Source organism: Pseudomonas rosaeacicularis (assembly GCF_057128745.1).
The window spans coordinates 99,473-114,941 of the sequence record NZ_JBSKHT010000004.1; the positions used below are offsets into that span (position 1 = coordinate 99,473).

The 15,469-nt window shown below is 59.2% G+C and carries 11 protein-coding genes; 2 read left to right on the plus strand and 9 right to left on the minus strand.

The window, feature by feature from the left end; translation table 11 throughout:
* Nucleotides 1-82 precede the first annotated feature (82 nt).
* Nucleotides 83-787, minus strand: a complete 705-nt coding sequence (locus tag ACWKWM_RS07095; protein WP_483845457.1) for a YebC/PmpR family DNA-binding transcriptional regulator — start codon at nt 785-787, stop codon at nt 83-85.
* 337 nt (nt 788-1,124) lie between these two features.
* Between ACWKWM_RS07095 and tssI the strand changes: the two genes are divergently transcribed.
* Entirely contained in the window at nt 1,125-2,744 is a 1,620-nt protein-coding gene (tssI, locus tag ACWKWM_RS07100; RefSeq protein WP_483845458.1) for a type VI secretion system tip protein TssI/VgrG, read from the plus strand.
* Between the two features lie 4 nt (nt 2,745-2,748).
* On the opposite strand, the gene ACWKWM_RS07105 is transcribed toward tssI, so the two are convergent.
* From ACWKWM_RS07105 to ACWKWM_RS07135, 7 genes are all read right to left on the minus strand, one after another.
* Nucleotides 2,749-3,522: an enoyl-CoA hydratase gene (locus tag ACWKWM_RS07105; protein WP_483845459.1), complete on the minus strand. Its 774-nt coding sequence runs from the start codon at nt 3,520-3,522 to the stop codon at nt 2,749-2,751.
* A 93-nt stretch (nt 3,523-3,615) separates the two neighbouring features.
* A complete protein-coding gene (locus tag ACWKWM_RS07110; protein WP_483845460.1) occupies nt 3,616-4,824 on the minus strand; it encodes an acetyl-CoA C-acyltransferase in 1,209 nt (402 codons plus the stop codon).
* Nucleotides 4,825-4,838: 14 nt separating this feature from the next.
* Complete coding sequence (locus ACWKWM_RS07115; RefSeq protein ID WP_483845461.1) at nt 4,839-5,606, minus strand: SDR family NAD(P)-dependent oxidoreductase; 768 nt, start codon at nt 5,604-5,606, stop codon at nt 4,839-4,841.
* 219 nt (nt 5,607-5,825) lie between these two features.
* Entirely contained in the window at nt 5,826-6,785 is a 960-nt protein-coding gene (locus tag ACWKWM_RS07120) for a 3-hydroxyacyl-CoA dehydrogenase (RefSeq protein WP_483845462.1), read from the minus strand.
* 67 nt (nt 6,786-6,852) lie between these two features.
* The gene (locus tag ACWKWM_RS07125; RefSeq protein WP_483845463.1) at nt 6,853-7,740 is read right to left on the minus strand and encodes a DMT family transporter; all 888 of its coding nucleotides are present in this window, start codon (nt 7,738-7,740) and stop codon (nt 6,853-6,855) included.
* Between the two features lie 364 nt (nt 7,741-8,104).
* Nucleotides 8,105-8,698: a biliverdin-producing heme oxygenase gene (locus ACWKWM_RS07130; protein ID WP_483845632.1), complete on the minus strand. Its 594-nt coding sequence runs from the start codon at nt 8,696-8,698 to the stop codon at nt 8,105-8,107.
* Between the two features lie 133 nt (nt 8,699-8,831).
* The gene (locus ACWKWM_RS07135) at nt 8,832-10,457 is read right to left on the minus strand and encodes an NADP-dependent glyceraldehyde-3-phosphate dehydrogenase (protein WP_483845464.1); all 1,626 of its coding nucleotides are present in this window, start codon (nt 10,455-10,457) and stop codon (nt 8,832-8,834) included.
* A gap of 521 nt (nt 10,458-10,978) precedes the next feature.
* Here ACWKWM_RS07135 and ACWKWM_RS07140 point away from each other — a divergent pair.
* Nucleotides 10,979-13,354, plus strand: coding sequence for a DUF2235 domain-containing protein (locus ACWKWM_RS07140; RefSeq protein WP_483845465.1), 2,376 nt, complete (start codon nt 10,979-10,981; stop codon nt 13,352-13,354).
* 261 nt (nt 13,355-13,615) lie between these two features.
* Here ACWKWM_RS07140 and mqo read toward each other — a convergent pair whose 3' ends face one another.
* Nucleotides 13,616-15,256, minus strand: a complete 1,641-nt coding sequence (gene mqo / locus ACWKWM_RS07145; RefSeq protein ID WP_483845466.1) for a malate dehydrogenase (quinone) — start codon at nt 15,254-15,256, stop codon at nt 13,616-13,618.
* Nucleotides 15,257-15,469 lie beyond the last annotated feature (213 nt).

Genomic DNA, 15,469 nt, shown 5'->3' on the forward strand with positions numbered 1-15,469 from the left:
AGCGAACTTGTTCGCGAGAGGTGTGGGCTGAAAACAGGTTTGCCGCTCCTCGCCAACAAGTTGGCTCCTACGGGATTTCTGTTTACCCCGCCAGCCCGACGTACACATTCTGCACGTCATCATGGCCGTCGATGGCTTCGAGGAACGCTTCGACCTCGCCCATTTGTTCTTCGGTCAGGCCGTCCACGGTGCTTTTCGGGCGGTAGCCGATGTGCGCGGACTGCACTGTAAAACCAAAATCGGGCAGCGCTTTGCACACGGCGTCCAGATCGGTGATGTCAGTGAAGAACAGCGTGGCGCCCTCCTCGCCCGGTTCACATTCCTGCGCGCCGGCTTCAATGGCCGCCTCATCTGCGTCGGCGTCCGGGCTGCTTGGCACGGCTTCGATCATGCCCTGGTGCAGGAAGTCCCAGGAGACCGAACCGGCTGCGCCCAGTTGGCCTTTGCGAAACAGCACGCGAATTTCAGACACCGTGCGGTTGATGTTGTCAGTCAGGCACTCAACGATGACTGGCACCTTGTGCGGCGCGAACCCTTCGTAGGTCAGCTTTTCGAAATGCACGTGCTCACCGAGCAGTCCTGCGCCCTTCTTGATGGCGCGTTCAAGTGTTTCGCGGGGCATCGAGGCTTTTTTAGCCTGTTCTACAACCAGTCGCAGGCGGGCGTTCATGTCGGGGTCGGCGCCGGAACGCGCAGCAATCATGATTTCCTTGGACAGCTTGCCAAAAATTCGCCCCTTGGCATTGGCTGCTGCTTCTCTGTGCTTGACCTTCCACTGTGCGCCCATGATTGCTCTCTTGTTTCGGTGGCGTCTTGCCGTCAGGGTCTTGCGCGCGGCATGGCGTGTCGCGTGCGTGACGGTAAGCGCTGAAAAGGGTGACTATCATTGATGCGCCGAAGCAAAGCTGCAGCGCCCGCGCATTTTATACGCGATGACGCCAGATGAAACCCCTCGCCGCTCATCGTCGATCAAACCGGAGCATTTAAGTTTCTTCATGCAGGCCGCTTTACCCCCTAAGACATGTCGACGCGGGATGTAGTCCTTTTCCGAAATAGCGGCTGGCGAAGACGTGAGCACGTCGCTTTCCGTACCCTCTGCACCTGAATTTCAGAGGTGAGAGAACATGCTGATGTACAACGACGAGCAAGGGCCAATGACACTGGCGATCAATGATAGCCAGATGGATCTGCATGTCATCAGCTTCACCGGACAAGAAGCGCTGAATCAACCGTACCGCTTCGACATCGACCTGGTCAGCGAGCACGGTGCCATCGATTGCAACACGCTGCTGGGGCGAGGCGCTTATCTGAGCTTTGGCCCGCAACCGCAAGGGGTTCACGGCCAGATCAGCGAAGTCAGCCATGTGCAGGCTGGCACTGGCTTGAGCCTCTATCGCATCACCCTGACCCCGGACCTGCAGCGACTTGCCAACGCGCCCAAGGCCAGGACTTTCAACGGAATGAGGGTGCCGCAGATTATTGACCTGCTCCTGCAGGAACATGGCCTGGAAATCGCTGCCTACCGCTTCGAGCGAAAGATTGGCGTGTATCCGCCCAGAGACATGTGCGTGCAATATCAGGAAACCGATCTGCACCTGCTGCAGCGATTGTGCGAAGAAGAAGGCATCAGCTTCCGCTTCGAGCACAACGTCAGCGGGCACGTGCTGATATTTGCCGACGATCCGGCAAGCTTCCCGGAACTGAGCCCATCGCGCGGGATGCTGATAACCGACCTCACTGATAACGGCCAGAACGGCATCGCGCATTTCGCCGAGCGACTGACCCTTCTGCCCAGTTACAGCAGCCATGGCGGCGATAACCTTGCATTTCTGGACCAACACCGAAGCACCAGCACCCGCGTGACCACCCTCGAAGTCGATTTGCCACCTGCGGTGGTGTTGCCTTTTGGCGTGCGGGGCGATCAGTCAACGCGCCAACGTCAGATGAGCGTAAGGGCGCTGGAACGCTTGCGCTGCGAACGGCGTGTGATCAGCGGGCGTAGCAGTCAGCCGGCGTTGGTCAGTGGCCAGATCATGCAGGTCACCGAACACCCGGACCGACTGATGAACGATCAATGGCTGCTCACTGAGATTCGTCACGAGGGCTCGCAACTGGCGAAACTCAAAGGCGCCAGTGCCGAAGACATCGCCGCGATCATCCGCGCCACCCAAGCGATTCGCGCCCTGACCTGGAGCCCGCTGCAGCCGGCTCAATCGTCCGCCGCCAGCAATGTGCGGGCCTCCGACTGCCAGTACCGCAATGAATTTTCCGTCATCCCTTGGGCCATGCCCTTTCGTCCGCGCCTGCAGCACCGCAAGCCGGCCATTACCGGCATACACAGCGCGGTACTTGCCCAGCCCCACACCTTCGATGCCCTTGGCCGTTTGGCGGTGCGCTTTGGCTGGCAATCCGTCGGCTCTGATCAAGGGGCGCAAAACAGTTGGGCAGCACTGTGCAGCGCCGTACAGATTCAAGCCGATACCACGGCGGTCAGCGTGGGTTTTTTTGACGACGACCCTGATCAGCCGGTGATTTGCGGCGTGCTAAAGGCTGCGACCGCCGAGCAACTGAAAGCCGATGTGCGTTGCTCAGGTGTCGCCGGAGGTGACGATAACCATGTGCGGTTGGCGCCCGATCAGCGCCTGGACCTCGATAGCGTTCAACCGATAACGCTGCATACCGCGCGGGCAACGATTGAAATCGCCGCCCATCGCGTGACCTTTCATAGCCGCGAAGATGACTGAATATTCATCGATGCTTGAACAGCGGCTCGCGCTTTTCAATGAACGCGGCCATGCCTTCCTTTTGATCTTCAGTGGCGAAGGCTGAGTGAAAGACGCGCCGTTCAAAGCGAATGCCTTCGGAGAGGCTGACCTCGAAGGCGCGGTTGACGCTCTCCTTAACCATCATCGCTACAGGCAGGGACTTTGCCGCAATCGCTGCCGCTACCTTCAATGCTTCGTCGAGCAAGGTATCGAGCGGCACGATGCGCGAGACCAGCCCGGCGCGCTCGGCCTCTGCGGCGTCGATCATGCGTCCGGTCAGGCACATTTCCATGGCCTTGGCTTTGCCGATGGCCCGGGTCAGGCGCTGGGTGCCACCCATGCCGGGCAGCACGCCAAGCTTGATTTCCGGCTGGCCGAAACGTGCATTGTCCGCAGCGAGAATGAAGTCACACATCAGCGCCAACTCACAGCCGCCGCCCAGAGCAAAACCGGCCACTGCCGCGATGATCGGCTTGCGCCGCGCGGCGACCCGGTCACTGTCGCTGAACAGATCATCGAGGTAGATCTGTGGGTACTTGAGCTGGGCCATTTCCTTGATGTCCGCGCCCGCCGCGAACGCTTTGGACGAGCCCGTCAGCACCACGCAACCGATGTCGGGATTGCGCTCGATTTGATCCAGTGCGTGGTTGAGTTCGCTGATGATTTGAGCGTTCAAGGCGTTCAAGGCCTCGGGACGGTTGAGGGTTATCAGCGCGACCCGACCTCGGACTTCGTTGAGGATAGTTTCGTAAGTCATTGTTATTTATCCATTCTCTTAACATCACGATAACGACTGCATATTGAATATTTAACTTCACCTATCAACCGCAGGTTATTGTTTTAAATGAAATTATAAGATCTCCAGCGCAATTGCCGTGGCTTCCCCGCCACCGATGCAAATCGCCGCGACTCCGCGTTTCAAATCGCGCTGCTTTAAAGCGGCGATCAATGTCACCAAAATGCGTGCCCCGGAGGCGCCGATGGGGTGGCCCAAGGCGCAGGCCCCACCGTTGACGTTGACCTTGGCGTGGGGCAATTGGAGCTTGCTCATCGCAACCAGTGCAACCACCGCGAAGGCTTCATTGATCTCGAACAGGTCCACTTCACTCAACGACCAGCCGGTTTTGCGCATCAGCTTGTCGATAGCGCCAATGGGTGCTGTAGGGAACAGACTGGGCTTGTTGGCGTAGGCTGCGTGGCCGCGAATCACCGCCAGCGGGGTCAATCCACGTCGCTCGGCCTCGGACTGTCGCATCAGGATCAGTGCCGCTGCGCCGTCCGAAATCGAGCTGGAATTGGCAGCAGTCACCGTGCCACCAGTACGAAACGCCGGTTTGAGTTGCGGGATTTTTTCCAGTCGCGCCTTGGGTGGTTGTTCGTCATGGACGACGGTGCGTTGCTCTTTGCCTTCGGTCACTTGGACAGGCACGATTTCCGACTCGAAACGCCCTTCGCGGATGGCGTCCTGCGCACGCATCAATGAGGCGACGGCGAAGGCATCCTGTGCCTCACGGCTGATGCTCTCGAGCGCGGCGCAGTCCTCGGCGAAGGTGCCCATCAGCCGGCCACGCTCGTAGGCGTCTTCAAGGCCGTCGAGAAACATGTGGTCGAGAACCTGACCGTGTCCCATGCGCTGGCCATTCCGAGCTTTGTCCAGCAGATACGGCGCGTTAGACATGCTTTCCATACCGCCGGCGATCACCACGTCAGCGCTGCCGGCCAACAGTTGATCGTGGGCCAGAATCGCGGCCTGCATGCCCGAACCACACATTTTGTTCAGTGTCGTACACAGCGTGTCGTTGCTCAGCCCAGCGCCCAGTGCAGCCTGACGCGCGGGTGCCTGGCCTAGCCCGGCAGGCAGCACGCAGCCAAACAGCACTTCGTCGATATCGTTTGGGCCAAGGCCTGCGCGCTCCACTGCCGCGCGAATGGCGGCTGCACCCAATTGCGGCGCGGCCAGGATTTTGAGGTCGCCCTGAAACCCGCCCATGGGCGTGCGCACGGCGCTGACGATCACCACCGGATCGGTATTGAAATAGGTTGCTTGGCCAGATGCCATAAAAGGCTCCTCGATTAACGGGCGGCCATGCGCAAGGCGCCATCCAGACGGATGACTTCGCCGTTGAGCATGCTGTTTTCGATGATGTGGCGAACCAGAGCTGCGTACTCTTGCGGCTGGCCCAGGCGCGGGGGAAATGGCACGCCGGCAGACAAGCTTTCACGCACCTGCGTGGTCATCCCGGCCATCATCGGTGTTTCGAAAATGCCGGGGGCGATGGTCATGACGCGAATGCCAAAGCGCGCCAGTTCACGGGCTGCGGGCAAGGTCAGACTGACGATGGCGCCTTTGGACGCGGCGTAGGCCGCCTGCCCGATCTGGCCGTCGTAGGCGGCGACTGATGCGGTGTTGATAATGACCCCGCGTTCACCGCCGTCGTCTGCCGAGCTTTGGGCGATGGCAGCGGCGGCCAGACGCAGCAGATTGAAGCTGCCGATCAGGTTGACGCTGATCACACGGCCGAAGCTGTCGAGGCCGTGAGGGCCTTCTTTACCGAGGATTTTTTCGGCGCCGACGATACCGGCGCAATTGACCAGGCCGTGCAACTGGCCGAATTCATGAAGAGCGCTGTCGACCGCTGATTGTGCTGCAGCCTCCTGAGTGACATCAGCGACGCTGGCGCGCGCGTTGTCGCCAAGGTTTTGTGCCTGGGCTTGCACAGCGTCGCCATTGAGGTCCACCAACATGACCTTGGCGCCCGCTTCGACCAGCATCTGCGCCGTCGCCGCGCCCAGTCCCGATGCGCCGCCGCTGACCAGAAATACCTTGCCTTGGATCTGCATGACTGTCTCTTCCTTCGACTTTTATTGTTGGAGTGCGCAAATACTCCGCCCTGTCGTCCGTCGGGGCAATAGTCAAAGCGTGCAGATAGGGTGGGCGTTTAGGGCAGCACTCGGTCCCTTGCAGGAGCTGACGAGCAGCGCGAGGCTGCGATTAAGGTGTGTCAGGCATATCGCAATCGCAGCCTTCGGCAGCTCCTACAAAGGTTCAACACGGGCGGGTTACTCCTGCGCATCCCGCCGCGCCACGCAAAATTCCATCAGCTTGCGATCACGCCAGGCTCGCTTGCTTTCAAGGTCTTCGCGATTCAAGAAACCGCGACGCTGGGATTCCACTTCGCTGATCAGCGCATCACTCCACTCATCGTCATGATTACCTGATGCAGCGATGGAGCGGTACAGCGGGCCCAATCTGACGGCGTAATCGGCAATTCCTCCAGGGGCGTTCAGGTCGATGGTTTCGAAGGGCCCCATGAACGACCAGCGCCAGCCGAGCCCGTCGCGCACGGTTTTGTCGATGTCTTCGCAACTCGCCACGCCCTCCTCGACCAACGCCCAGGCCTCACGCAACAACACGGCCTGCAGGCGATTGAGGACAAATCCTTCGACCTCTTTGCGCACATGCACCACGCTTTGCCCGACCGCCACCATCAGCGCCGCGACGAAGGCCACGGTTTGTGAAGAGGTTTCAGCCGACGGCACGATTTCCACCACGGGCACCAGATAAGGCGGGTTGACCGGATGGGCGATGATGACGCGTGAGGAGATTTTCAGCCCGCTGGCGAATGCCGAGGCGACAATGCCGGAACTGGAACTGCCAATGACCAGATCGCCGTCGGCCAGTGCTTCCAGCTCATTCATCAAGGCGCGCTTGACCTCCACCCGCTCAAGTATCGACTCCTGCACATACGCCGCGCCATCGATGGCTTCTGCCAGATCTTTGGCCAGACTCAGGCGCGCCAGGATGTCAGCAACGGGCTCGCTGATCAGCCCGCGTGCGTGCATCTCGACCAGTTGCTGCTCGATCAGCGGGATAGCGGCATTGGCGATCACAGGATTGGCGTCGAATATCCGCACCTGCAAGCCTGCGCGAGCAAATACCAGCGCCCAGCCCGCCCCCACCAATCCTGCCCCCACGATGGCCACCGGCCGGTCTTTGATCAACGCGTCGAGTTCAGTCATGGCTGCACCTTGTTATTGAGGATTGTCAGTGGCGCCGTCGCGAAGCGTGTCTGCTCGCAGGCTCAGATCAGTTGCCCTTTTTGCGTTGCTGCCACGCCGCCGCCAGCCCGCTGAGGCAGATGATGGCGATGCCCGCCTGAGCGGTCAGTGACGGCGCATGATCGAAGAAGATGAAACCCAGCAACCCGGCGAAAACGATCTGGCAATAGCCGAACGGCGCCAGCATCGCAGGGGCCGCGAAGCGAAATGCCTGGGTGAGCAACAGGTGCGCAACCATGCCGCAGGTGCCCAACGCGAGCATCAGCGGAATGTGCTTCCACTGCGGCGATTGCCAGAAGAACGGCACCAGGGCACTCATCATCAGGGTGTTGAACAGCCCGGCGAAGAAGTTGCTGGTGGTCGGGCTGTCGTGTGCCGCCACCAGTCGCGTCAACAACTGGTAACAGGCAAAGCACATGGCCGAACCCAGCGGCAGCAATACCGCCAGGGTGAACAATTCGCCGCCAGGGTGGACGATGACCATCACCCCGCTGAAGCCCACCAGCACCGCGATCCATTGCCCACGCGTGACATGTTCCTTGAGCAGTGGCACCGACAGCGCTGTCACCAGAAGCGGCGCGAGAAAGTTGACCGCCGTGGCCTCGGCCAGCGGGATGAACATCAGGCCGCTGGTGAATAACAGGCTGGTGCCGAGCAGGCACGCCGCCCTCAGGGCTTGTAATCCGGGTTTTTTGGTGCGCAACACCCGCAGCCCCGACGACGGCATGAAGATGCAGGCCATCAACAGCGTGTGCACCAGATAACGCACCCAGACCACCATGATGATCGGGTAAATACCGGACAGGAATTTGGACAGGGTGTCGTGACTCGAAAACAGAAAGGTCGCAAGGACAATAAAGGCGATGCCCTTGAGCGGCTGATTGACGCCGGAGAGCGGCGTGCTGGGGGTACTCATCAGGTTTCCTTTGGCCGTGCGTGAATACGTGGCCCACCGCTCTCGCTGCGCACAGAACGGGTAGACGTGAAAAGAATATAGAAGCTGTCGTCAGATAACCAAACAAAGCTGACACATTTGGTTATTTTTAGCCTCGGGTGATGGCCGAGCTACTTCGCTTCTGCGCGGAGCGCGTAGGAGTCCGGCTTGCCGACGATGGGCTGCGCAGCGGCCCTGAAAACCAGACACCACATGTGTGTCAGGCAAACCGCGTGCTCCGGTTTTGCTGCCGGTTCCCGGCAGATCGCGGGACAAGTCACGCTCCGACGGCCTCCGGCCAGAATCAAAAGCCTGTCGTTCGGCGTCATCGACGAGATGCAGAGCGTCAGGGGGTCAATACGTTCGCGCTTTGCAGCCAGCGTTCGAAACAGTCGAACGTCGCGCACGCGGCGTCGACGATTTGGCCGTGGTATTGCGGATCTTCGGCTTCGGCCAACTGTTGGAGAAATGCCTTCCACAATGGCCCGGTGTCGCGGCCATAAACGTCCAGAAACTCGGCACCGCTGTCTGCCTCAATCGCCAGCTTGTCCTTGATCACTCGCCGTAGCACTTGCCCGCCAAGGGTGGCGCCCTCGATGACATAACGTGTGCCCAGCAATTGATGGGCGTTGTCGATCGAAGGCAGATCGCTGCACAACGGCAACCCCTGAATATCCGAAGCCGATAAACCCAACGCCGTCAGGTCACGAACCAGCGCCGGGACCTTCTGCCGCTGTCGGTCGCTCTGGCTGACGTCTGCAACGGCTGCGATCAACCGTTCCAGCGGCGCATAAAAACCGTAGTACGCCTGAATCAGCTTGATATACAGCGCGCGATCCAACTCCGGACGCATAAACGGCATACGGTCTTCCAGGGATTTGTGTGACGCCCCCGTGGCCGCTCGCAGGTGCTGCAAGACTGGCGCAACGGTTTTTACCATGCGCTCGGATTGAGGTTGAGAAATAGCGTCAATCAAAGGCGTAATCCAAAAAGTGGCAATGTCGAGAGTATGCGGGCGCCACGCCGCCCGAGGGTAGCGTGGTCGCCTGCACTGGTCCGCAGCGAAATGGTGGTCAGAAGATGTAATCGGTGGTCAGGAAGCTCGATTCACGGTCGTGAATGATATCGCTGATCAACGCCTTGTTGCTTTCCTGGAACTTGGTCGCCACCAGCGTGCGGATCGAGAACACCCGCAGCGCATCGTCCACCGACAAAGTGCCTTCGGCCGAGTTTTTGCGGCCGTTGAACGGGAAGCTGTCCGGGCCGCGCTGGCATTGCGCGTTGATGTTGATGCGCCCTACCTGATTGGCGAACGCGTCCACCAGTCGCCCGACCTGTTTGGGGTCGTTGCCGAAGATACTCAGCTGCTGACCGAAATCGGAATCCAGCACGTACTCGATGACCGTATCCAGGTCGCGGTAGGCCACCACCGGCACCACCGGGCCGAATTGCTCTTCGTGATAGACGCGCATGTCTGGCGTGACCGGGTACAGCACCGCCGGGTAGAAAAACTGCTGATGAATCTCACCGCCGCCTTCGTTGACCACCTTGGCGCCCTTGCTGACGGCGTCATCCACCAGGCCTTGCAGGTAGTCGGTCTTGCCGGGCTCGGGCAGTGGCGTCAACGCGACACCTGGTTCCCACGGCATGCCGGGCTTGAGCTGCTTTAGTTTTTCTTCGAATTTTTCGAGAAAACTGCCGACGACATTTTCATGCACGAAGAGAATTTTCAGTGCCGTGCAGCGCTGGCCATTGAACGACAAAGAGCCGGTGATCGCCTCGCTGACGGCATTGTCCAGATTGACGTCCGCCAGCACGATGCCAGGATTCTTGGCATCCAGGCCCAGTGCCGCGCGCAAACGGTGAGGCTTGGGGTGCAGCTTTTTCAGGGCGCTGGCGGCCTTGTTGGTGCCGATGAAGGCGAATACATCGATCTTGCCGCTGGCCATCAAGGCGCTGACGGTCTCCCGGCCACTGCCGTAGATCACGTTGATGACGCCTGCCGGGAAGCTGTCGCGGAACGCTTCAAGCAGTGGCCGAATCAGCAGTACGCCGAACTTGGCCGGCTTGAACACCACCGGATTGCCCATGATCAGCGCCGGAATCAGTGTGGTGAAGGTTTCGTTGAGCGGGTAGTTGTAAGGCCCCATACACAGGGTCACGCCCAGTGGTACGCGACGAATCTGCCCGAGCGTGTCCTGCTCCAGCTCGAAACGGCTCGAACGACGATCCAGCTCCTTGAGCGCGTTGATGGTGTCGACGATGTAATCGCAGGTGCGGTCGAACTCTTTCTGCGAGTCCTTGAGGTTCTTGCCGATCTCCCACATCAGCAGCTTCACCACAGGGTCACGCTGTTCGCGCATGGCTTTCAAAAATTTCTCGACGTGATGAATCCGGTCCGCCACGCGCATCGTAGGCCAGGCGCCCTGCCCCCGATCCCATGCCTTGACCGCCGCGTCCAGCGCGGTCATTGCGGTGTCGGCGTCCATCAGCGGCGTGCTGCCCAGAATCACGGACTCAAGGCCCGAATCAGTTTTCAGCGAAACCGGACTGAGCACCGGCGCCAATGCGCCTTCCCAGATATGCAATTGGCCATTGACCAGATACTCACGCTGCTCGATCACAGGGCCCGCGCGAAACTCCTCGGGAATCTCGTCGGCACTCGGGTACAGGTTGTCCAGGCGGCTTTGCAGGGTCATCTTTTTTCACCTCTTTCAATCGGGGCATGGTGCGTAACATCGTCGAACACACTACGCCACTGACCAGCGGTAAGAAAAGCTTTGCAGCGAATGTCAACAACCCTGTCTACGCTTTCAATGACACGGCTGCCTGAAAGGGGCAGTAGGAACTATCGCCGCCGTGTGGCCTTAAACGCTAATGCGTCAGGGCCATCCAAGGAGGCGATATGATCAATTTAATTGTGTCCAGGGCCGGACGTCACCTGCGTTCATGGGTAGCGCCCATCGGCAATGCGCAACGCATGCCTGCTCAACCGCTGTGCACTCCCCCCGACCGCACGGCTCATCTGATTCATTGCGCTGCAAGATTCGCTCGACGACAGCGCGACTGACCTCCAGCTCAAAAAAGCCCAGGGCTTGAACCCTGGAACGTGTGCGCGCATCTGCCCGGCCTCATCAAAAACTGCGCTGGTCAGGTTCTTCGCTCATCACGCCATGAAAGCCTTTGAACGCGTAACCCACCTGTGCAAGGAAGCTCTACCATGGAACCGAAAAACCTCGTTCTGTTTTCAGACGGTACCGGCAACAGTGCCGGCAAGCTGTTCAAGACCAATGTCTGGCGTGTGTACCAAGCGCTTGATCTGACCGACCCTCTGCCACTGACGATCCCCCGCCAGTTCGCGTATTACGACGATGGTGTCGGCACCTCGACGTTCAAGCCGCTGGCGATTGCCGGGGGCGCATTCGGTGTCGGACTTGCACGCAACGTTGTCGATCTCTACGTATTCCTCTGCCGTACCTATCAGCCTGGCGACCGAATCTATGCATTCGGTTTCAGCCGTGGCGCGTTCACCATTCGCGTACTGATCGGACTGGTGATGACCCAGGGCTTGTTGCGCTACAGCGGCAGTGAGCAAGACTTGCAGCGCTGGGCGTGGGATGCCTATCGCGCGTATCGAAGGGAAAAATTCCCTGGCAACTGCTTCGTTCAGCTCATGCGGTGGCTACGCGACCGGTTGCTGAACGCAAAAAACCGCCTATTGGGAAATACCTGTTTCGAAGATGCCAAGCGCATCGGACAACCCGACACTGCAGACGCCATACACATCGAATTCCTGGGGCTATGGGACACCGTTGATGCCTATGGGCTCCCGGTTGATCAACTGACGCGGGCCATCGATCGATTCATCTGGCCCCTGACCATGCGCAATTACGTGCTCAACGACCGGGTCAAATGCGCGCGTCATGCCTTGTCTCTGGACGATGAGCGGCGTTCTTTCTACCCAAGGCTCTGGACCGAAGACAAAGAGCCTGCCGATTGCGCGACCCACATCAGAGACAAGCGCATCTGTCAGGTGTGGTTTGCCGGGGTGCATTCCAATGTAGGCGGAGGCTATCCCGATGACAGCCTGTCACTGGTGCCGTTGCAATGGATCATGGATGAAGCCAACCGCTGCAACCTGCGCTTCAAAAATACGATCTGGGACGAATTCCGCGCACTGTCGGATGAAAACGGCCCGGTGTATGACTCGCGCAAAGGTATCGCCTGTTATTACGCCTATAACCCTCGGCGGATGGAGTGGGTCAACCATGGCGATCACGTGAACATCGTCCGTGGCAAAGTGCACGAGAGCGTGCTGCGGCGTATCCGCGTCGATCCCGACGGCTATGCGCCAATCGTACTGGCAGAAGACTTTGATGTTGTTTGTCTCAATGGCCAGATCGTCCCGGTCAATAACTATCTTGATGCCCTCGCCCAACCCAATGCCGGTGCGGATTCGGCTGCACCTCCTACGCCGTGGTTCGCAGGCTATACGCTGGCAAGAGAGCAAGTATTCAACTCGGTCTGGTGGCGACGAATCGCCTACTACCTGACCCTGTTCGTATCGCTGACGCTGTTTACCATGCCCGCCTGGGCGCCGGGCGAAGGTGTCTGTCGCAGCAATTTCTGCTTTCTGACCTCGCCTCTTAAACTGCTCGACACCTTTATTCCGTCGTTTGCGACTGCCTGGACCAACTCGTTCACCTCCAGTCCCCATGCATTCCTGCCACTGCTGGTCCTGCTAGGGCTTTGTTTTGGCCTGAGCAAGCGTCTGGACGTGCAGATCAGCGACCGGATGCGGCAAATCTGGTACGCCATCGCCCCGCTAAAACCTGCTGCGGTCTATGAGATGAAACCGCCGCCCGCGTTGAACCGAGGCTCAGAGTCAATCAAGCGTCTGCGCAGCGCCGATTTCGGTCGTATTGTCGTGAGATGTCTGACGCGCCGGGTGCTGCCATTCGTATTCGTGCTGGCAATTTTTGCCTATGCCGCGATCACGCTCACCCAGGTGGTGTTTGCCGGTCGTTCATCAACCGGGCTTGTTTGCAGTTCGTCCTCGGTTGCAGGCACCTGGTTTTCTCCCAGAGAACTGTGCCACGACACCCAGACCCAGGTTATAGCTGGCAACCTCTACCAGATCACCCTGGAAATCCCCATCGGTAACCGCTGGCATGACGATACGATCCCCGCAGGACCCGGCGGCTTTACATGCGCCTTGCCCTGGTACAAAGCGCTTGGGTTTGCAGCCCTTGTTCCGGCCCGTCGCCACCTGACCCAGGCCTGGTTTCAGCCTATGGCTAAGATCGGGGATAACGGCAACGACGTGTTCGCGATTGACGGCCACGGCGTGGAGCCCAGTGAGCTGCCGTCATGCCCATCACAAAGCCCTCCGGTTGCACTGCCTTGCCCGCCTGATGTCGCCAGCCTCGGCCCGATGGAAAAAACCCAGATGAGATTCCTCGCCCGGTCCTCAGGCCCGCTGTACCTGTACGTAAATGACGTGGTCGGAGTGCCCTTTAGCGAGGACTTTTTTTATAGCAATAACCGCGGTTGCGCCAAAGTCACTGTCACCCAAGTGAACACGTCGGGGCGGTGATCGACCGGTGGATTTGGAAACCTTGCCGGCAGCGTCCTTTCAAAACGCCAGCCACTACCCCGAGGGTTTGCTGAGCCTCGGGTCGTCATGCCTCGTCCACTCAGCGAAGTTGCTCTTGCGCCGGTGATGGGACGCTGACCTGTACCGACAGGCATCGAGCTTTTTCAGGCAAAAAAAACCGGGTCGCAGCGTTCGCTACGACCCGGCAGTTCTGCTTCCTGACGGCTGCGCAGAGCGACAGCCGCAGCAGGCGAAGGCTTTTTACAAAGCCATGTCCGCCGCAGGATTCGGTTTGCTCTGGGCCGGGGCCGGAGCCGAACCTGCTGGAACGTTCAGATCCAATACTGGCGGCTTATCAAGCTGCAGCACTTCGGAGGTGTAGTTCCATTCCTGCTGAACAGCGGCAGGCGAATCGTTGAGCTTGGTGCCGTAGCTCGGCACGATCTGGCGGATCTTGGCCTGCCATTCCGGCGTTGCGACTTTGTCCTTGAAGACCTTTTCCATCACGTTCAGCATGATCGGCGCAGCGGTTGAGGCGCCTGGCGATGCACCCAGCAGAGCGGCGATGCTGCCGTCTTGGGAGGACACGACTTCGGTGCCCAGTTTAAGCACGCCGCCCTTGTCCGCATCACGCTTGATGATCTGAACACGCTGACCGGCTTGCCACAGGCGCCAGTCTTCTTTCTTGGCGTGCGGGAAGTATTCCTGCAGCGCTTTGAAGCGGTCGTCGTCAGACAGCATCAGTTGACCGGCGAGGTACTCGACCAGCGGGTACTGCTCGACGCCGACTTTGGTCATTGGCCAGAAGTTGTGCGTGGTCATGGTGCTGAACAGGTCCAGGTACGAACCTTCTTTCAGGAACTTGGTGGAGAACGTCGCGAATGGGCCAAACAGGATCACGCGCTTGCCATCGAGCACGCGGGTGTCCAGGTGCGGAACCGACATCGGCGGCGCGCCAGTGGACGCGATGCCGTAGGCCTTGGCCATGTGCTGCATGGCAATGGTCGGGTTCTCGGTGACCAGGAACGAACCGCCGACCGGGAAGCCCGCGTAGTCATTACCCTCTGGAATGCCGGATTTCTGCAGCAGTTTGAGCGCGCCGCCGCCAGCACCGATGAACAGGAACTTGGCGTCCGTTGCACTGGTGGTGCCGTCTTTCAGGTTTTTGTACTCGACATGCCACGAGCCGTCTTTGTTGCGCGTGATGTCGTTGACTTCACTGGACAGCTTCAGGTCGAAGTTCGGACGGGTTTGCAGGGCGGACACGTACTGACGGGTGACTTCACCCCAGTTGACGTCGGTACCGATTGGCGTCCAGGTGGTTGCCAGCTTCTGCGAAGGGTCACGACCTTCCATCATCAGCGGGACCCACTTGGCGATCTGCACCGGGTCTTCGGAATACTGCATCGGGCGGAACAGCGGGCTGGCTTGCAGCGCGTCGTAACGCTTCTTCAGGAATTTGATGTTCTCATCACCCCACACGAAGCTCATGTGCGGCGTGGAGTTGATGAACGAATGCGGGTTTTTCAGGACGTCGCTCTTGACCTGCCAGGACAGGAACTGACGAGTGATCTGAAAGGCTTCGTTGATCTCGATGGCTTTGGAAATGTTGACCTTGCCGTCTTTGTCTTCGGGGGTGTAGTTCAGTTCGGCGAGGCCTGAGTGACCGGTACCTGCGTTGTTCCAGCCGTTGGAGCTTTCTTCGGCGACCTTGTCGAGGCGCTCGACCATTTCCATCGTCCAGCCCGGCTCCAGCTCATTGAGCCATACGCCCAACGTTGCGCTCATGATGCCGCCGCCAACCAGCAAGACATCTACCTTCTTTGCCTCGGCTGCCTGTACGGAACTCAAACCCACCGATATCGCCAGGCCCAAGAGCGCCGTGTTCACTTTTTTAAACATGCAGTAAATACCTAGGATAGAACGCCGTCCTCGATCACGAAATGCCTGGGTTCACAGCACGCATTACTGCATGCCGCAGGCTCCCGCCCTCAGAAGATCTGGCGTGGACATACAAGGTCGACGATGCAGAATCAACCTCACTTTTAGCCCCCTCCTGCGCTGACTTTTTATTGGTCATTGGCTTCAGCTGCTTGGGTGACGCGAAGTTCGAAA